The 16,995-nt window shown below is 66.1% G+C and carries 17 protein-coding genes; 9 read left to right on the top strand and 8 right to left on the bottom strand.

Annotation, left to right across the window (positions count from 1 at the left end):
- Positions 1 to 18: 18 nt before the first annotated feature.
- A complete protein-coding gene (gene alr / locus ACCQ16_RS17635; protein ID WP_372380051.1) occupies positions 19 to 1,116 on the bottom strand; it encodes an alanine racemase in 1,098 nt (365 codons plus the stop codon).
- On the bottom strand, positions 1,116 to 2,405 hold the full coding sequence (locus ACCQ16_RS17640; RefSeq protein WP_029820356.1) for a D-amino acid dehydrogenase: 1,290 nt from the start codon (positions 2,403 to 2,405) through the stop codon (positions 1,116 to 1,118). The genes alr and ACCQ16_RS17640 overlap by 1 nt, the downstream gene beginning before the upstream one ends.
- A 148-nt stretch (positions 2,406 to 2,553) precedes the next feature.
- Here ACCQ16_RS17640 and ACCQ16_RS17645 point away from each other — a divergent pair, with 148 nt between their 5' ends.
- Positions 2,554 to 3,033, top strand: a complete 480-nt coding sequence (locus tag ACCQ16_RS17645) for an Lrp/AsnC ligand binding domain-containing protein (RefSeq protein WP_007963043.1) — start codon at positions 2,554 to 2,556, stop codon at positions 3,031 to 3,033.
- A 78-nt stretch (positions 3,034 to 3,111) separates the two neighbouring features.
- On the opposite strand, the gene ACCQ16_RS17650 is transcribed toward ACCQ16_RS17645, so the two are convergent.
- Positions 3,112 to 3,540, bottom strand: a complete 429-nt coding sequence (locus ACCQ16_RS17650) for a hypothetical protein (protein ID WP_057680898.1) — start codon at positions 3,538 to 3,540, stop codon at positions 3,112 to 3,114.
- Positions 3,541 to 3,780: 240 nt separating this feature from the next.
- Between ACCQ16_RS17650 and msrB the strand changes: the two genes are divergently transcribed.
- The 6 genes from msrB to ACCQ16_RS17680 all read left to right on the top strand — a co-directional run bounded on the left by msrB (position 3,781) and on the right by ACCQ16_RS17680 (position 8,324).
- Complete coding sequence (gene msrB, locus ACCQ16_RS17655; RefSeq protein WP_011348688.1) at positions 3,781 to 4,245, top strand: peptide-methionine (R)-S-oxide reductase MsrB; 465 nt, start codon at positions 3,781 to 3,783, stop codon at positions 4,243 to 4,245.
- Positions 4,246 to 4,589: 344 nt separating this feature from the next.
- Positions 4,590 to 5,078, top strand: a complete 489-nt coding sequence (locus ACCQ16_RS17660; protein WP_046931881.1) for an MliC family protein — start codon at positions 4,590 to 4,592, stop codon at positions 5,076 to 5,078.
- A 97-nt stretch (positions 5,079 to 5,175) separates the two neighbouring features.
- Complete coding sequence (gene motA, locus ACCQ16_RS17665) at positions 5,176 to 6,030, top strand: flagellar motor stator protein MotA (RefSeq protein WP_008573335.1); 855 nt, start codon at positions 5,176 to 5,178, stop codon at positions 6,028 to 6,030.
- A gap of 10 nt (positions 6,031 to 6,040) precedes the next feature.
- On the top strand, positions 6,041 to 7,198 hold the full coding sequence (motB, locus tag ACCQ16_RS17670; RefSeq protein ID WP_005911263.1) for a flagellar motor protein MotB: 1,158 nt from the start codon (positions 6,041 to 6,043) through the stop codon (positions 7,196 to 7,198).
- A gap of 248 nt (positions 7,199 to 7,446) precedes the next feature.
- The gene (locus ACCQ16_RS17675; RefSeq protein ID WP_277573210.1) at positions 7,447 to 8,031 is read left to right on the top strand and encodes a hypothetical protein; all 585 of its coding nucleotides are present in this window, start codon (positions 7,447 to 7,449) and stop codon (positions 8,029 to 8,031) included.
- An 8-nt stretch (positions 8,032 to 8,039) separates the two neighbouring features.
- Positions 8,040 to 8,324, top strand: coding sequence for a DUF4031 domain-containing protein (locus ACCQ16_RS17680; protein ID WP_008573332.1), 285 nt, complete (start codon positions 8,040 to 8,042; stop codon positions 8,322 to 8,324).
- Between the two features lie 432 nt (positions 8,325 to 8,756).
- Here ACCQ16_RS17680 and ACCQ16_RS17685 read toward each other — a convergent pair whose 3' ends face one another.
- On the bottom strand, positions 8,757 to 9,308 hold the full coding sequence (locus tag ACCQ16_RS17685) for a DUF6630 family protein (RefSeq protein WP_005911265.1): 552 nt from the start codon (positions 9,306 to 9,308) through the stop codon (positions 8,757 to 8,759).
- 166 nt (positions 9,309 to 9,474) lie between these two features.
- Between ACCQ16_RS17685 and ACCQ16_RS17690 the strand changes: the two genes are divergently transcribed.
- Entirely contained in the window at positions 9,475 to 9,741 is a 267-nt protein-coding gene (locus ACCQ16_RS17690; protein ID WP_029820361.1) for a DUF3297 family protein, read from the top strand.
- Between the two features lie 413 nt (positions 9,742 to 10,154).
- On the opposite strand, the gene ACCQ16_RS17695 is transcribed toward ACCQ16_RS17690, so the two are convergent.
- The 3 genes from ACCQ16_RS17695 to ACCQ16_RS17705 all read right to left on the bottom strand — a co-directional run bounded on the left by ACCQ16_RS17695 (position 10,155) and on the right by ACCQ16_RS17705 (position 13,810).
- On the bottom strand, positions 10,155 to 10,916 hold the full coding sequence (locus tag ACCQ16_RS17695; protein ID WP_011348694.1) for an ABC transporter permease: 762 nt from the start codon (positions 10,914 to 10,916) through the stop codon (positions 10,155 to 10,157).
- A complete protein-coding gene (locus ACCQ16_RS17700) occupies positions 10,913 to 11,857 on the bottom strand; it encodes an ABC transporter ATP-binding protein (protein WP_277569291.1) in 945 nt (314 codons plus the stop codon). The genes ACCQ16_RS17695 and ACCQ16_RS17700 overlap by 4 nt, the downstream gene beginning before the upstream one ends.
- Before the next feature lie 276 nt (positions 11,858 to 12,133).
- Complete coding sequence (locus tag ACCQ16_RS17705; protein WP_008573327.1) at positions 12,134 to 13,810, bottom strand: Na+/H+ antiporter; 1,677 nt, start codon at positions 13,808 to 13,810, stop codon at positions 12,134 to 12,136.
- 661 nt (positions 13,811 to 14,471) lie between these two features.
- On the opposite strand from ACCQ16_RS17705, the gene ACCQ16_RS17710 reads away from it, so the two are divergent.
- Positions 14,472 to 15,029 (top strand): fasciclin domain-containing protein, encoded by a 558-nt coding sequence (locus ACCQ16_RS17710; protein ID WP_008573326.1) that lies wholly within the window; start codon positions 14,472 to 14,474, stop codon positions 15,027 to 15,029.
- Between the two features lie 517 nt (positions 15,030 to 15,546).
- On the opposite strand, the gene ACCQ16_RS17715 is transcribed toward ACCQ16_RS17710, so the two are convergent.
- Positions 15,547 to 16,983, bottom strand: a complete 1,437-nt coding sequence (locus ACCQ16_RS17715) for a UdgX family uracil-DNA binding protein (RefSeq protein ID WP_031424994.1) — start codon at positions 16,981 to 16,983, stop codon at positions 15,547 to 15,549.
- Positions 16,984 to 16,995 lie beyond the last annotated feature (12 nt).

The following is a 16,995-nucleotide window of genomic DNA, read 5'->3' on the forward strand; positions in this document are numbered from 1 at the left end:
GCCCCTCTAGGGATGCACCTACGCTGAAAGTTTGCCTACTGCCGCCTCACCCACATAGCTCCGCGGCACCCGCTTGAGCCCGCACAGCAGCTGGTAGGCGCTGACGTTGCATTGCGCTGCCAGCGCGCTGACCTGCGGTGCGTCGCCCCACAGCTGCACCGGCGTGCCGATGTCGGCCTGCGGGTGGTCGGTGAGGTCCACGGTGAGCATGTCCATCGAGACGCGACCGATCAACGGGCAGATCTGCCCGTCCGCCAGCACCGGGGTGCCGTTGGGCGCGAACTGCGGATAGCCGTCGGCATAGCCCATCGCCACCACGCCGACACGCGTGGGTCGTTCGGCAACGAAGCGGGCGCCGTAGCCCACCGGCTCGCCGGCCGGCAACTCGCGCACCGAAATGATGCGCGAGCGCAGCGTCATCACCGGACGCAGCTGCGCGGTGTTCTCGGTATGCTGCGGGAACGGGTTGGCGCCGTACAACATCAACCCGGGGCGCGACCAGTCGTTGCGCAGCGCCGGCCAGCCAAGCAGGCCGGGCGAATTGCGCAGGCTGGTTTCTGCGCGCATGCCGCCAGCGGTGAGCGCAAAGGCCACCGCCTGCTCGTCGGTGCGGCTGCAGTCCAGCTCGTCGGCACGTGCCAGGTGGGTCATCAGCACCAGCGAGGCGATCTGCGGTAGCCCGCGCAGGCGCAACCAGGCGGCGCGGAAATCCTCCGGCGACAGGCCCAGCCGATGCATACCGCTGTCCATCTTCAACCACACCCGCAACGGCCGCGGGCTCTGGAACTCGGCCAGCGCGCGCACCTGCTGCGGCGTGGCCGCCACCGTCCACAGATCGTGCTCGGCGATCAGGCGCAACTCGTCGTGTTCGAAAAATCCCTCCAGCAACAGGATCGGCGCACGGATGCCGGCCTGGCGCAGTTCCAGCGCCTCTTCGATGCAGGCCACTGCAAAGCCATCGGCTTCCGGCTCCAGCGCCTGCGCGCAGCGCACTGCACCGTGCCCGTACGCGTCGGCCTTGACCACCGCCAGCGCCTTGCTGCCGCCCAGGCGCCTGGCCAGGCGGTAGTTGTGGCGCAATGCCTCCAGATCGATCGACGCTTGCGCAGGACGCACTACGCGGCCTCCCGCTGCGCGCGCGCGCTGCGCGGCGACAGGTAGCGGAACACGTCCAGGCCTTCGGTATCGATCTCGGGCGTGCGGCCCTGCATGAGGTCGGCCAGGTAGCGTCCGGAGCCGCAGGCCATGGTCCAGCCCAGCGTGCCATGCCCGGTGTTGAGGAACAGGTTGGCATAGGGCGTGGCGCCCACCACCGGGGTGCCATCCGGGGTGGCCGGGCGCAAGCCGGTCCAGAACTCGGCCTGGGCCAGATCGCCGCCGCCGGGGAACAGGTCGTTAACGACCATTTCCAGGGTGGCGCGACGACGCGGATTCAGCGACAGATCGAAGCCGGCCACCTCGGCCATGCCGCCGACGCGGATGCGGTCGTCGAAACGGGTGAGCGCGATCTTGTAGCTCTCGTCCAGCACGGTGGAGGTCGGCGCGCGCTGCGCATCGACGATCGGGATGGTGAGCGAATAGCCCTTGAGCGGGTACACCGGCAGGTGCAGGCCGAGCGAGAGCAGCAAATCGGCCGAATAGCTGCCCAGCGCCAGCACGTAGCGGTCGGCCGTTTCCATGCGGCCATCGATCTGCACGCCGCTGACCTGGCCGCCGCCGTGCTCCAGCCGCTCGATCTGTTGCCCGTAGCGGAACGTGACCCCCGCCTGCGCGGCCAGTTCGGCCAGGCGCTGGGTAAACAGCCGGCAGTCGCCGGTCTGGTCTTCGGGCAGGCGCAGCGCGCCGGCCATCTGCGCGCCGCCGCCGGCCAGGCCGGGTTCGAACTGCGCGATCTGCGCCGGGCTCAGCAGCTCGTACGGTACGCCGTACTGGGCCAGCACCTCGATGTCCTGCGCGGCCGCATCCAGCTGCTGCTGGGTGCGGAACAACTGCGTGGTGCCAAGCTGGCGGCCTTCGAATTCGATGCCGGTCTCGGCGCGCAGGGCGTTGAGGCAATCGCGGCTGTAGTCGGACATGCGCACCATGCGCGCCTTGTTCACCGCATAGCGTTCGGCGGTGCAGTTGCGCAGCATCTGGCTCAGCCAGGCCAGCTGGCGCAGGTCGCGGGTGGGGCGGATCGACAGCGGTGCGTGCTGCTCGAACAGCCACTTCACCGCCTTGCCGGGCACGCCGGGCGCCGCCCACGGCGAGGTGTAGCCGAACGACAGCTGGCCGGCGTTGGCGTAGCTGGTCTCCAGCGCCGCTGCCGGCTGGCGGTCGACCACGGTCACTTCGCAACCGGCCTGCGCCAGGTACCACGCACTGGTCACGCCGATGACGCCGCTACCGAGAATGAGCACACGCATGTCGTTCTCCTGAAAAGGGCATTCCCCCACAACCACACGCCGAGGGGGACAGTTAGACGCAGTATATTGCGAGCCAGGCAGTGCCATTTCTGGAATCGGCACGGCTTTGCAGTGAAACTTCCTGCCAAACCCTGCGCAGACAAACCCCATGAGCACCCGCGCCCGCGAGCTGGACAAGATCGACCGCAAGATCCTGCGCATCCTGCAGCAGGAGGGGCGGATTTCGTTCACCGAACTGGGCGAACGGGTCGGCCTGTCGACCACGCCATGCACCGAGCGCGTGCGCCGGCTGGAGCGCGACGGCGCCATCACCGGCTATTACGCGCGGCTGGACCCGCACTATCTCAAGGCCAGCCTGCTGGTGTTCGTGGAGATCAGCCTGGCCTACAAGTCCGGCGACATCTTCGAAGAATTCCGCCGCGCCGCGCTGAAGCTGCCCAACGTGCTGGAGTGCCACCTGGTCTCCGGAGACTTCGACTACCTGCTCAAGGCGCGCATCAGCGAGATGGCGTCCTACCGCAAATTGCTCGGCAGCACCTTGCTGACCATGCCGCATGTGCGCGAATCCAAGAGCTACATCGTGATGGAAGAGGTCAAGGAGACGCTGGCGTTGCCGATCGCCGATTGAGGCGGGGATTCGGGATTGGCGGTTGGCGGTTGGCGGTTGGCGGTTGGCGGTTGGCGCCATCAGATCGCGCTGCTGCTGTCAGCGCACCACGCGCATGCCATCGCCCGCCGGCACCGCGTCGTAGTAGCGGCCGGTCTTGGTATCCAGCACCCGGTTGGCGCCGGCCGGCTGCATGCCCTGCAGCAGGCGGCCGTTGCGGTCGTAGACCATCGGCTTGGTCGGCGCCACCTGGCTGCCGGCAGGCGCGACCGGCATTTGTGCCGGCCCATGCGTGGGGATGCTCGGCGCGACCGGGCGTTGCCCCAGTTGCGAAGGCACCGGTGCGGCCGAAGGCGCCGGCTGCAGCGCGCGCGGCGGCGTTACCGTGGGCGGGACGGGCGTCGGCGTGGTGATGGGTTGCAAGGTCGTGGATGAGCGCGTGGTGGTGGCCGACTGCGCCGCCACCGCGCCGGTCAGCGCCAGTAGAACGCATAGCAGAACGCGGCGGCTTGATGCGTGGATCGCCATGACAGGCACCTTGTGTGTTCGAGGGTCATGCAGTGATTGGGGCGCAAGGACGCTGCGGCAATGCATGCGACCGGCCAGGGGATGAACGCTTTCGCAAGGTGGTTGCGGTGCGAAGAAGGGCTGCCCCTCCGCCGCAGTGGCGGGCCGCTGGCTGCGTCTCACCGGTTGAACCACCCCGACACTGCCCACATCACGGAAGCAGGCGCCGGCACCCCGCTGGCGAGCGCATGCGAGAGCCCCATGAGCCAGTTCGATCTGACCCCTCCCTCCCCCGCCCAACGCGATGCCCTGATCGCCGGGCTCAGCGACGAGGAACAGCGCGTGCTGCTGCACCATGGCACCGAGGCGCCATTCTGCGGGGTGTTTCTGGACAACAAGCTGGACGGTGTCTACACCTGCCGGCTGTGCGGGCTGCCGCTGTTCCGTTCCAGCGCCAAATTCGAGTCCGGCACCGGCTGGCCGAGCTTCTTTGCGCCCTACGACCCGGCCCATGTGCGCGAGATCCGCGACACCAGCTACGGCATGATCCGCACCGAAATCGTCTGCGCGCGCTGCGACAGCCACCTGGGCCATGTGTTCCCGGACGGCCCGCCGCCCACCGGCGAGCGCCACTGCCTGAACTCGGTCTCGCTGGGCTTCACCGAAAACGGCCAGGCCCTGCCGAACCCGCTGCAGCGCCAAGGTGCCGAGGCGCAACCGGCCTGATGGCGCCGCGTCTGTGGGCCACCGCCGTTGCAATGCCCGGGAGGAAGTAAACAACGCCTGCCTGCGCTTTTGCGCGCCATGACAGGCACCGCCTGCACGCGGCTCGAGCCGGCAATGTCGATGTGCAGATCGGTTGCCGGCGCGCGAGACGCAGATACGGCTTGATTTCCATACGGCCGGCCACATGCAGGCTAGGTCCCAGCGGTAAAGCGGTCGCGTGTTCAGTCATAGGCAGGCCTTCCGGCCCCGGCGCGCAAGATGCACGCCCTTGGGGCGCCGGGCCGGCGCCCAGGTCCCAACCGCCGCAAACACGGCGGCAATCCAAACCAGGCAGGAGTACGCAGATGCACACGTCCTCATCCCTGATGCTCACCGGCCTGCTGGCGGCCGCACTCGCCGGCTGCAGCGCAGGTAGCCCGCCCCCGACAGCGCAGGCGGGCAAGCCCGCACACGCCCAGCCAGCCGGTGTCCAAGCCGATGCCCGCCCGCTTGCCACCGGCACCGACGCCAGCGTGACCGGCCCGCTGCCGCGTCCGGCCAAGATGCCCGCTCCAGCGGCGGCGGCGGCCGACCCCGCGCTTCCCGCGCAGACGGTGGCCTGGCGCTGCGGCCCGCGCACGGTCGCGACACGTTTCGATGCGGCCACCGATGCCCTGCAGCTGACCCTCGACGACCGCAGGCTGATCCTGCTCAGTGCCCAGGCAGCATCCGGGGCGCGCTTTGCCGATGCACAGGGCAACCAATTCTGGGAACACGCCGGCGAAGCGACACTGTCGCTGGCAGGCGGCGAGGCGATCAGATGCGTGCATGAGACCGCCACCACAATCGGTTAGACATTCAGCTACAGCGCACGTCTTCACGCCACGCGCTTCAAGAATCGGCCGCGCAAGCCGAAACCACTAGCAACCCCAGTTTGCTTCCGGCTGCGCCATGCTCATCATCGTTGGCTTCATCGTCGTCATCGTCAGCGTCCTCGGCGGCTACGTGCTGTCGCACGGAAAGCTGGGCGCGCTGTGGCAGCCGTACGAGCTGATGATCATCGGTGGCGCAGCGCTGGGCGCGTTCCTGGTCAGCACGCCGGGCAAGATCGTCAAGGAAACCCTCAGCGGCATCATGGGCGTGTTCAAGGGCCCGCAGTACAAGTCCGAGGACTACAAGGACACCCTGAGCCTGATCTACGAACTGCTGAACAAGGCGCGCCGCGACGGCTTCATGGCGCTGGAAGACCACGTCGAAAAGCCGCAGGACAGCACCATCTTCGGCAACTACCCCAAGGTGGTGGCCGACCATCACCTGCTGGACTTCATCACCGACTGCCTGCGCCTGATGATCGGCAGCAACATCGAGCCGCACGAGCTGGAACCGCTGCTCGAACTGGAACTGGAAAAACACCATCACGAAGCCCTGGCGCCGTCGCATGCGCTGAGCAAGGTCTCCGACGGCCTGCCCGGCTTCGGCATCGTGGCGGCGGTGCTCGGCATCGTGATCACCATGGGCTCGATCGGCGGGCCGATCGAGGAGATCGGCCACCACGTCGGCGCCGCGCTGGTGGGCACCTTCCTCGGCATCCTGCTGGCCTACGGCTTCGTCTCGCCGTTGTCGGCGGCGATGGAAGCGCGTGCCGAGCAGGACGGGCGCATCTATGAAGCGGTCAAGACCGCGCTCCTGGCCTGCCTGCGTGGCTACAACCCGAAGATCGCGCTGGAATTCGCGCGCAAGACCCTGCCCTCCAACGTGCGTCCGAGCTTCGGCGATTTCGAAACGCACCTGAAGACGATCAAGTAGGGCCGCGGTCATGGCCGAGGCCAAATCCACCGTCATCATCCGACGGGTCAAGAAGGTACAGGGTGGCGGCCATCATGGCGGCGCCTGGAAGGTGGCGTTTGCCGACTTCGTGACCGCGATGATGGCCTTCTTCCTGGTGCTGTGGCTGATGGCGGCCACCACCAAGGAACAGCGCGCGGCGATCTCCGAATACTTCCGCAACCCCAGCCCGCTGTCCGGCAAATCGCCGGCGCCTTCGCCCGGCATGAACGGACCCGGTGGCGCCAGCACCTCGATGATCAAGCTCGGCGGTACCGCCGACATGGCCAAGGGACAGAAGGACGAAATGGGCCGCAAGCGCGACAACGCGGCCGATACCGACGTGGACAGCCGCGCCAAGGACAAGAGGCGCCTGGAAGCGCTGATGCAGGACCTGAAGGAGGCCATCGACAAGAGCCAGGCGCTGGAGCCGTTCAAGGACCAGCTGCTGCTGGACCTCACGCCCGATGGCCTGCGCATCCAGATCGTGGACAAGCAGAACCGCCCGATGTTCGACATCGGCCGCGACCAGCTCAAGCCGTATACGGTGGCGATCCTGCGCGAGCTGTCCAGCTTCATCAACCAGGTGCCCAACCACATCAGCATCACCGGCCATACCGACACCACCGCCTACAGCAGCGATGCCGGCTACACCAACTGGGAACTCAGCGCCGACCGCGCCAATGCCGCGCGCCGCGCCCTGGTGGCCGGGGGCATGTCCGATGCCAAGGTGACGCGTGTGGTGGGGCTGTCCTCGTCGGTGCTGTTCGACAAGACCGATCCGCAGAACCCGATCAACCGCCGCATCAGTATCGTGGTGATGACCCAGGACGCCGAAAACGCAGCGCTGGCCGGCGCAGACCAGGGCGTGGCACTGGGCAAGTCGCTGCACGATGCCGACACCCAGGTGCCGGATCTGAGCGGCGCCGCGGCCACCGGCACAGCCACCGTGGGGACGCCTGCCGAAAGCGCAAAACCGGCCGCGGCCCCGCCAGTCGCCGCCGCCGCGGCTGCGACCCCGGCTCCGGCCCTGGCATCGGCAGGAACTGCTGCTGCGCGTCCGGCAGGACCGCGCATGTCGTCCAGCGCGCAGGTGGCCTCTGCCACGGCGCTCGCCAAAGCGGCCGAAGCGGCGGTGGAGAAGCGGTAGTTCGGGGCAGGCAGGCGTGTGAGGCACCGGCCGCAATTGCTGGACCCGCCAGGAAGTCGCCCCCCCCCCCGGAACATGGCCTGCGGCGGTTCGGGCTTGGGGCGTCCTGGTGGCGGCTCTCAGGTCGGTGCCTGCGGAGACGGTGCCCCCCCGGCGGCCGGTTCGCATCCACGGGCCAACTCCGCTACGCATCGCATCGTGCGGCGCACGCTCTAGAATGGCCGGCCATTCCCAGCGTCGAGAACACCGTGTCCCGTAATTCCAAGGCCAAGCGCGACAAGCGCAAGAAGCAGCAGCCCAAGCGCCCCTTCGTCCGTCTGGGCCAGGCGCCCCAGGTCACCAACCATGCCGTGCTGCAGGACGCCGATGGCCGCGTGGTCGCCGCGATCGGCCTGCAGGGTGGCAGCGAGTGGATGCTGTCGATCGGCGGCCAGACCATGGGCAGCGCCGACAACCCGGTCCCGATGCTGGCCATGCTCAAGCACCTGGCCAACCTGCAGGAAGCCGAAGGCAAGACCATTTCGCTGGAATATTCGACCCAGCTGCAGCAGATGATCGACGACCTGGCCGCCGACGAAGGCCAGACCGCCGAGGAATACCTGACCAAGCTGGTGTCCGAGTTCCAGAACGCCGATGCGGATGAAGACGGCGAGGCGGAAGACGCAGCACAGGACACAGGCACCGAGGCCGGTGCTGACGACGCGGCTGAAGACGACACTGCCGGCGCCACCGACAGTGCTGCAGATGCCAGCGACGAGGCTTCCGACGCTGCAGCGGACGCGCCCGACGGCGACAGCGCCGGCAAGAAGCCGAAGAAGTCCAAGAAGGCCTGACCCGGCCGATGGCCGTCTACGTCGACGATGCGGTGCACCTGTGGCGCGACCAGCGCTGGGCGCACCTGCTCGGCGATACGCTGGACGAGCTGCATGCCATGGCGGCGCGGCTGGGCATTCCCCGCCGCGCCTTCCAGAACAAACTCAGCGGTGCGCACTACGACGTGCCCGCGCCGCTGCGCCTTGAGGCAATTGCCCTGGGTGCCATTCCGATCTCCCGCCACACCGACCGCGCGCTGCTCAAGGGCTTGATCGCCAATGCGCGGGCGCAGGCGCGCGGCCAGGCGCCTTGAGAACCGGGATTGGGGAGTGGAGATTCGGGATTCGCAAGTGCCGGGCGATTGCGTCGATCACGTGCGCATAAGCACATCGGGAGGCCTGATTTGAACGCACGAGCAAGGCCATTTCCATCACGCGTCATGCCGGCAAGCGTGCTCCCAACCAAGCAGCGCATCTGTCTTGCTGCCGCTTGCCCAAACTTTCCGACCAGCCAGTGCGCGCATCAGCGTGGCGAACAAAACGTTGTGAACAGCCGTCAGGCGGATGCGAACGCCGCGGTGGTCCACCGATTCCGAGCAACAGCCGCACTCGCTCGGCGTCCGCACAGCCTGATGAGTGCGGCTTTACGTTTGTCGCAATTCAGCGCGCGCAAAGATCGACTCACGCAACAGCAAGCACGGGACCGCCCCTGCGAATCCCGAATGCCAACTCCCCAATCCCAACCCTCAGAACGCCTCATTCCCCAGCCGCACTTCCACCCCCAGCAACGAGGTCAGCGCCAGCATGGCGTCGTCGTCGCGGCTGAGCGCAATCCAGCCGGCATAGGCGTCGCCACCGGTGTTCCAGTTCCACAGCGAGTAGCCGTGCTCGCGCAGGCGATCGAATGCCACCGCCATCAAGTCGGGGACCTCCAGGTTGCCGGCGAAGTCTTCGTCGTCCAGGTCACCGCCCCAATCGATGCGCAGGTTCCAGCGCGCACTGAGTTCGTCGATGGCGGCGATGAACGCATCGGCGTCCTTCCAGTCCACATAGAAACCCGAGCGCCAATCGATCACGTCCTTCAGCGCCCACAACCAGGCATCGTCGCCGTCGTCGCCATCGGTCTCGGCCTGCGTTTCGCGCCAGGCGTCGAACTGGGCCAGCGCGGTGTCCTCGTCGCCGGGGTTGATCAGCACCAGCAGGTTCCACACCCGCGCGGGATGGTCATCCACATCGTCTTCGTCGCCCTCGGGCTGCAGGCCTTCGTCGTCTTCGTAGTCGGCACTGTTGTCAGGCATTGCGGTCTCGTTTGCTGGAGTGCAGGGGCATAAAGTGTGAGGCCTGACGGCGCGCAAGCAAACCGATGGGCGCACGTCGTTGCGTCGCCGGGGCTGGTCTTCCCGGCGCAGGCCCGTATCCTGTGCGGCCGAAGACGGCTATCCCGGCCGCCATGACGCCTTTCCCATGAGCGATACCCCTCCCGATCACCTGGCCATCGACGCACGCAGCCCGTTCCACAACGCCGATGCCCTCAACCGCGGCGTCGGCGTGCGCTTCAACGGTATCGAACGCGACAACGTGGAGGAGTACTCGGTCAGCGAAGGCTGGATCAAGGTGCAGGTCGGCAAGGCACGCGACCGTCGCGGCAACCCGATGACGATGAAGATCAAGGGCGACGTGGTGGCCTACTTCCTGGACACCAGGCACGACGCCAAGCCTGCTGCCGAGTAAGAGCGGCTGACCAAACGACTTCACGCTGTTCCATTGCAGAGCTGCTGAGCGCGAGTTTGCTGCAGGCTCCTTGCCTGCCCACCATCGCCGGACACGCTGCAAGTACGTCCCTACAAGCTCTTACGCGGCATCCATGCCGCGTAAGGTCCGGCGACGGTAGGCGGGCAAGCACCTGTCGAGAGTGTCGGTCCGCAGGGTTCAAGCAAAGCAATCGACCAACTTTCTAGCGCGGTGCCCTTGTCGCTTGCGGGACCGTGTGGCGGCATGGATGCCGCCACCGAGCCTACATGGACGTACTTGCGGCGTGTCCCGCGAGCGGCGAGGGCACCGCGCCCTCGCCTCGCTCACCGTTCGACCCGGACCTCCGGCCGCATCCACCAAACTGCAGCGACAAACACCACTGCCTTCACCACTCACGCCTTGAGCCGATAGCCGCTGCGGAAGATCGCCGCCACCACGCCCAGGCACACCAGCAGGAACAGGAACGTCATGCCGGTGCTCACCGCGATATGCACATCGGCCTTGCCGTAGAAACTCCAGCGAAAGCCGCTGATCAGATACACCACCGGGTTGAACAGGGTGACCTTCTGCCACAACGGCGGCAGCATGTTGATCGAATAGAAACTGCCGCCCAGGAAGGTCAGCGGCGTCACCACCATCAGCGGAATCACCTGCAGTTTTTCGAAGCCATCGGCCCAGATGCCGATGATGAAACCGAACAGGCTGAAGGTCAGCGCGGTGAGCACCAGAAAGCCCAGCATCCACACCGGGTGCGCGATCTCGTATGGCACGAACAGCCGTGCGGTCAGCAGGATCAACAAGCCCAGCATCACCGATTTGGTCGCCGCCGCGCCCACGTAGCCGATCACGATTTCCCACCACGCCACCGGCGCGGACAGCACCTCGTAGATGGTGCCGGCCCAGCGCGGCATGTAGATGCCGAACGAAGCATTGGAGATGCTCTCGTTGAGCAGCGACAACATCACCAGGCCGGGAATGATGAAGGCGCCGTAGCTGATGCCGTCGATATCGCCCATGCGCGAACCGATCGCCGCGCCGAACACCACGAAGTACAGCGAGGTCGACAACACCGGCGAGGCGATCGACTGGGTCAGCGTGCGGAAGGCGCGCGCCATTTCGAAGCGGTAGATCGCCGCAATCGCATGCAGGTTCATGCGCGCACCTCCTGCTGACGTGCGCCATGCACCAGGTTGACGAAGATCTCTTCCAGCGAACTCTCGCTGGAATGCAGGTCCTTGAAGTCGATGCCCTGCTCGTTGAGCCGGCGCAGCAGCGCACCGATGCCGGTCTGCTCGGCCTGGGTATCGAAGGTGTAGATCAAGGCGTTGCCGTCGGCGGCCAACTCCAGCGGCAGGTCGGCCAGCGCGGCGGGCAGCGCCTGCAACGGCGCCTGCAGGCTCAACGTGAGCTGTTTCTTGCCCAGCTTGCGCATCAGCGTGTGCTTGTCTTCCACCAGCACCAGCTCGCCGCGATTGATGACACCGACGCGGTCGGCCATGTCTTCGGCCTCTTCGATGTAGTGGGTGGTCAGGATGATGGTGGTGCCCTGCTCGCGCAGCCGCCGCACCATCTGCCACATGTCGTGACGCAGCTCCACGTCCACACCGGCCGTGGGCTCGTCCAGGAACAGGATGCGCGGCTCGTGGGCGAGCGCCTTGGCGATCAGCACACGCCGCTTCATGCCGCCGGAGAGCGTGGAAATCTTGTTGTTGCGTTTCTCCCACAGCGACAGCTCGCGCAGGATGGTTTCCAGGTACTGCGGATTGGCCGGCTTGCCGAACAGGCCGCGGCTGAAACGCACCGTGGCCCACACCGTTTCGAACGCATCGGTGGCCAGTTCCTGCGGCACCAGGCCGATGCTGGCACGCGCGGCGCGGTAGTCGCGCACGATGTCGTGCCCGTCGGCCAGCACAGTGCCGGTGCTGGGGTTGATCAAGCCGCAGATGATGCTGATCAAGGTGGTTTTGCCGGCGCCGTTGGGGCCGAGCAGCGCGAAAATCTCGCCGCGCCGGATCTCAAGATCCACCTGTTTGAGCGCCTGGAAACCGCCGGCGTAGGTCTTGCTCAAGCCCTGGATGGAGACGATCGAAGTCATGGGTCTGGCACGGGAGGATAAGCGCCACAGGGTAGGCCGTGCGCCATGAAAATGGCAGCAGTGCGAGTGGGATGGTGTCTCCCGACACATGCGCAGGAGCGTGAGCGAACTGGGCTGCGCACGCACGCTGCATCTCGGTGTTGGCGTATCTCTATGTAGGAGCGCGCCTGAGCGCGACGGGGCTTTCCCGCCAACGCCCCATCGCGCCCAGGTGCGCTCCTACCCAAACATGGCAACCGCCTTGGCTCTTGCGATTCCCCACTCCCGATTCCCGATTCACGCGCGCTTGCGCGACTCGATCAGATCCAGATTGCGCACCAGCCGCCGCGACAGGTCGTCGGAAATTTCGCGTCGTCGCGCAAGCTTGAACAGCTCATTGCGCTCGGCCACCAAGGCCGCATGGCGAAACTGGCGCAGCGCCTTTTCGTAGGCAACCGCCTCTTCCGGATCGGTCTCGGCCATGTCCACCGCGCCGAGCTTGCGCTGATAGCGCTGGCTCACCTGGTTGGCCGCCGCGTTGTAGCGCTCGGCATGCTTGCTGTCTTCCACCAGCCGCTGGCGCAGCTTTTCCACTGCATCCAGCGCCGCCTGCGAAGCGGCCTTGACGGCTAGGTCTTCCTTGAGCTGCTCGTCTTCTTCTTCGGGCAACTCCAGCCCGCGCAACAGCCGCGGCAATGCGACGCTGGCCACCAGCAACGACACCAGAATGACCGAGGCCGCCAGGAAGATCGCCAACTGACGGGCCGGGAAGGGCGAGCCGTCCTCCAGCATCAACGGCAGCGTGAGCACGCCGGCCAGGGTGATCGCACCGCGCACGCCGGCCAGCGACACCGCCACCACGATGCGCCACGGCGGGCTGACATGCGCCTCGCCGCGTCGCTGCGCCTTGAAGATATTCCAGCGCAACGACAGGAACACCCACACAAAACGCAACGCCATCAGGCTGAGACTGATGGTGGCCACGTACACCGCCAGCCACCAGGGATTGAGGTGCCCGGCCTCCTGCACGCTGCGCACCGCACCGTCCAGGATGCCCGGCAACTGCTCGCCCAGCAGCACGAAGATGATGCCGTTGAAGGTGAACTGCACCGTGTCCCACACCGCCGAACGCTGCAGGCGCATATTGCCCGGGGCGTTGCCGGCCATTTCCACGTAGCTCATGGTGATGCCGGCGGCCACTGCGGCCAGGATGCCGGAGGCATGGAAGGCTTCGGCCAGCAGATACGCCGCAAATGGGGTAAGTAGGTTGACCAGGATCGCCGAACCGGGCTCCTCGCCGAAATGCCGCCAGATCCAGGCCTGGATGCGGCTCAACCCAAAGGTCGTCGCCACGCCCAGGGCCAGGCCGGCCAGCGCCACCCACAGAAAGGTCAGCGAAGCGGCCGCCACCGAGAAGGTGCCGGTCAGCACCGCTGCCACCGCGAACTGGAAACACACCAGGCCCGAGGCGTCGTTGAGCAGCGACTCGCCTTCCAGAATGTGCATCAGGCGCTTGGGGATCGGCACCTTGGAGGCGATCGAAGACACCGCCACCGGGTCGGTCGGCGAAATGATCGCTGCCAGCGCAAACGCCACGGCCAGCGGCATCGCCGGTATCAGCCAATGGATGAAGAAGCCGGCACCAATCACGGTGAAGATGACCAGCCCCAACGCCAGTTCCAGAATGGCCGCCTTGTCGCGGAACAGGCCTTGTTTGGGAATGCGCCAGCCATCCAGAAACAGCAGTGGCGGCAGGAACAACAGGAAGAACAGCTCCGGTTCCAGCTCGTGCCCGGCATCGAAGACGCCGGAGACCACCGCGCCCAGCGCGATCTGGACCAACGGCAGCGGCAACGAAAACGGCAGGATGCGGATGAGGTAACCGCTGGCCGCGACCGCCAGCAACATGGCGAGGACGACATCGATCGAATGCATGAAGAACCCGGAATGAAGAAACGGCCGCACGCGCGGCATCGCATATTGCGACGCACAACAACGCACCTACCGGACCATACCGTGTTGCACCCGGTGATGAAAACCACCGCATTGCCTCGCACCTTGGCAGGTTGGGCGATGCGGCAGGGTTGTTGCGGATCGGTTCAATCGGCCGGCGTCCGATACGCTGGCGAATGGAGGCAGGCGCGGTGACGCGCTTCAAGTGCGCGCCCTGCGGCAAACCGATCGTGCAGCGACGCGGTGGCGAGCGGCTGCGGCTCGATCGGTGACGAACGATGCAATGACGCACAGGCGTTTCCGCAACCGCAGCCGGCATGTTGGACACAGGCACGTCTGCGTCGGCCGCAGTGCATGAACGCTCGATCCGATCGAGCCGAAGGCATGTCGCGCCCACGGCATCGAAGGGCGTTGCGCATCGCCTTGCCGCTTTCTTGGAAGGGCACGAACCATCGCGCTATAGCCACAGATGACGCGCGAGCGCGTGCGGGTGCAGCGACCGCTGTCGTATCGCTGTCGGTCGTGGCCCACGCGGGCACCAGCCACCTGTGACGCCACCATCACCACGCCAAACGTGGTGATGAATGTCAAAGCAGCGTGATGCATCCGGCCGTTTCGCAGGTGCGTATTGACGCTACGGTTGCCATCCAGGCGATCGCCAACCCAAAAGGATCGATGACTCATGAAGACTTCATTCCAGTCGCTTGCCGTTGCCACCGCCATTGCCCTGAGCAGCGCCATGGCTCCCGCCTATGCTGCGTCCAATCCGACCGTTGGCGGCGCGCCGATGCTGGCGACCAAGGACATTGTCGACAACGCGGTCAACTCCAAGGACCACACCACGCTGGTCGCTGCCGTCAAAGCCGCCGGCCTGGTCGACACGCTGAAGGGCCCGGGGCCGTTCACCGTGTTCGCACCGACCAATGCGGCCTTCTCGGCACTGCCGGCCGGCACCGTCGACACCTTGCTGAAGCCCGAATCCAAGGCGACGCTGACCAAGGTGCTGACCTATCACGTGGTGCCGGGCAAGGTGGATGCTGCTTCGCTGATCGCCAAGATCAAGGCCGGCGGCGGCAGCGCCACGCTGACCACGGTGCAGGGCGAACCGCTGACCGCAAAGCTCAATGGCAAAAAGGTCACCATCACCGACGTCAAGGGCAATACCGCCAACGTCACCATTGCCGACGTCATGCAGAGCAATGGCGTGATCCACGTGGTGGACAAGGTGCTGATGCCGTAATGGCCTGCCGTCGCACTGCGACGCGTCGCGGCTGACGCAGGCACGCTGCCATCGGCGGAACGTGGTTTTTCCGCCGATGGCGCAGCGCTTTCATGCAGCGTCATGGCCTCAGACGCGCTGTCTTGAAGAAGTTTCCGTCGATGAGGCGACCGTTTAGCAAGCGCAGACCTTACGCGACATCGACACACAAGATGTCTCGGCTAGTGCGGTATCGGGCAACCAGAGGCACCGCATGACGGCTGCCCTGTGGGTTCTGTTTGTCGCTAGTGGATCAGCAACTCCAAGCCACCGATCGACGGTGGAGGGCAGTGGATCTGCGAACGTCCTACCGAAGGCAGGTCTTCGTTCAACATGCTGTGCGTCGCGCGAGCCAGCCTCCAGCGACCGCAATCAAACCGTCAAGCGGCGGTGATGGAGTGACCGGCGTGCCGGTGGCTCCGCTTGGTGTCCTGATTCTCCGACACCGTGCGCGTGCCCTTGCACGCGTATTTTTTTGCCCGTGCGACGCGCGGTTTCCCTATCTCGACTGATCGCTAGACGGCGGCGGTGGATCCAGCAATCGACGGAGATCTTCGACAAATCCGCGATACCCTTCTTCGCGCGCATCGGTCGATGGCTGGCGCAACACCCAGGACGGATGCACCGTGGTCAACACCGGCGTGCCGTCGTCCAGGCGTTGCCATTGCCCGCGCTCGCGCATCAATCGGAAGCTGCTTCCCAACACCGCTTGCGCCGCAGTCGCGCCCAGGCAGACGATCTGGGCCGGACGCAATTGCGCCCGTTCGGCCTGCAACCACCCGCTACAGGCCTGTACATGGGTGCGCTCCGGATTGCGATGCAGCCGCCGTTTGCCGCGCTGCTCGAAACGGAAATGCTTGACCGCATTGGTGACGTAAAACTTCTCGCGGTCCACACCCAGCTCGCCCAACGCCATGTTGAACAGGCGCCCGGCAGGCCCGACAAACGGACGACCGCTCAAGTCCTCTTCATCGCCAGGCTGCTCGCCGATCACCATCACCGACGCATCGTCGGGTCCTTCGCCGAACACCGTTTGCGTTGCCGGTTGCCACAGCTCGCAACGCCGGCAATCGCGTGCGGCAGTGCGCAACTGGGCCAGGCTTTGGGTGGCCACGTCCGGCAGTGGCGCAGGCGCCGCCGGCACCCGTCGCCGTACCGGCTCGGGCGCGCGCTCGGCCATCTCGCGCACGCGCACGCCGGCTTCACGGATCAGCTCCGGCAACAGCGTGGCTTCGGGCAGGTTCTTCCAATATTTCTGCGGCATTTCCTGCCGCATCATGGTCGGGTTGAGCCGCGCCGGGTTGAAGATGTGCGCGTAGTACGTGCGCCAGAGCGTCTCCTGCGCATCGTCGGCCGGGACCTGGGTGCGCACCGCGCCTTCGCCAAAGGCCAACGCCTGCCCATCCCAACGCACGCTGCGGTACGGGGTCAGGATCGCCCAGCGCATGCCGGCAAACCGGCGCGCAAAAAACGGCGCCACGCGATCCACGATCCAGTGCTCGGGCTCGAACCAGGACACGAAGTCTTCTTCTTCCCCGGGCAGGCGGCGAAAGCGCACGAAGGCCTTCATCTTGTGCGTATCGCGCTGCACCGCTTTTTGCCACTGCCGTAGCCGGTGCACATCCACATCGGTGGCGCGCTCCAGCAAGGCTTTTTCTCCAGAGGCAACGCGCCACAGCAAGCGATACAACACGGCATGCCGTTGCGGGTCGCGGTGACACAGCACCGAGGCCGCCAGCTGCATGAAATCCGCAGAGACCCGTGGTGGTGGCACCACAGCCGGCAAGGCCAACAGGCCCTGCCCCATCAACAAGCCGCCCTGCGCCCCGCCATTCCAGGCCACATCGTCCGGCTCCACCTGCGCGCACCAGCCCGCCCGCGCCAACGCGCGCCACGCCTCAAAGCTCCACGGCGGCTCCACCTCAGCGCTGAACATCGCTCACACCGC

This window comes from Xanthomonas sp. NCPPB 1062 (assembly GCF_041481705.2).
Taxonomy (GTDB): Bacteria; Pseudomonadota; Gammaproteobacteria; order Xanthomonadales; family Xanthomonadaceae; genus Xanthomonas; species Xanthomonas euvesicatoria.

What these genes read in the sequence shown, in the direction of transcription:
- ACCQ16_RS17640 (WP_029820356.1), bottom strand. Translation starts at nt 2,405, where the DNA reads ATGCGTGTGCTCATTCTCGGTAGCGGCGTCATCGGCGTGACCAGTGCG.
- ACCQ16_RS17645 (WP_007963043.1), top strand. Translation starts at nt 2,554, where the DNA reads ATGAGCACCCGCGCCCGCGAGCTGGACAAGATCGACCGCAAGATCCTG.
- ACCQ16_RS17650 (WP_057680898.1), bottom strand. Translation starts at nt 3,540, where the DNA reads ATGGCGATCCACGCATCAAGCCGCCGCGTTCTGCTATGCGTTCTACTG.
- msrB (WP_011348688.1), top strand. Translation starts at nt 3,781, where the DNA reads ATGAGCCAGTTCGATCTGACCCCTCCCTCCCCCGCCCAACGCGATGCC.
- ACCQ16_RS17660 (WP_046931881.1), top strand. Translation starts at nt 4,590, where the DNA reads ATGCACACGTCCTCATCCCTGATGCTCACCGGCCTGCTGGCGGCCGCA.
- motA (WP_008573335.1), top strand. Translation starts at nt 5,176, where the DNA reads ATGCTCATCATCGTTGGCTTCATCGTCGTCATCGTCAGCGTCCTCGGC.
- motB (WP_005911263.1), top strand. Translation starts at nt 6,041, where the DNA reads ATGGCCGAGGCCAAATCCACCGTCATCATCCGACGGGTCAAGAAGGTA.
- ACCQ16_RS17680 (WP_008573332.1), top strand. Translation starts at nt 8,040, where the DNA reads ATGGCCGTCTACGTCGACGATGCGGTGCACCTGTGGCGCGACCAGCGC.
- ACCQ16_RS17685 (WP_005911265.1), bottom strand. Translation starts at nt 9,308, where the DNA reads ATGCCTGACAACAGTGCCGACTACGAAGACGACGAAGGCCTGCAGCCC.
- ACCQ16_RS17690 (WP_029820361.1), top strand. Translation starts at nt 9,475, where the DNA reads ATGAGCGATACCCCTCCCGATCACCTGGCCATCGACGCACGCAGCCCG.
- ACCQ16_RS17695 (WP_011348694.1), bottom strand. Translation starts at nt 10,916, where the DNA reads ATGAACCTGCATGCGATTGCGGCGATCTACCGCTTCGAAATGGCGCGC.
- ACCQ16_RS17700 (WP_277569291.1), bottom strand. Translation starts at nt 11,857, where the DNA reads ATGACTTCGATCGTCTCCATCCAGGGCTTGAGCAAGACCTACGCCGGC.
- ACCQ16_RS17705 (WP_008573327.1), bottom strand. Translation starts at nt 13,810, where the DNA reads ATGCCGCGCGTGCGGCCGTTTCTTCATTCCGGGTTCTTCATGCATTCG.
- ACCQ16_RS17710 (WP_008573326.1), top strand. Translation starts at nt 14,472, where the DNA reads ATGAAGACTTCATTCCAGTCGCTTGCCGTTGCCACCGCCATTGCCCTG.
- ACCQ16_RS17715 (WP_031424994.1), bottom strand. Translation starts at nt 16,983, where the DNA reads ATGTTCAGCGCTGAGGTGGAGCCGCCGTGGAGCTTTGAGGCGTGGCGC.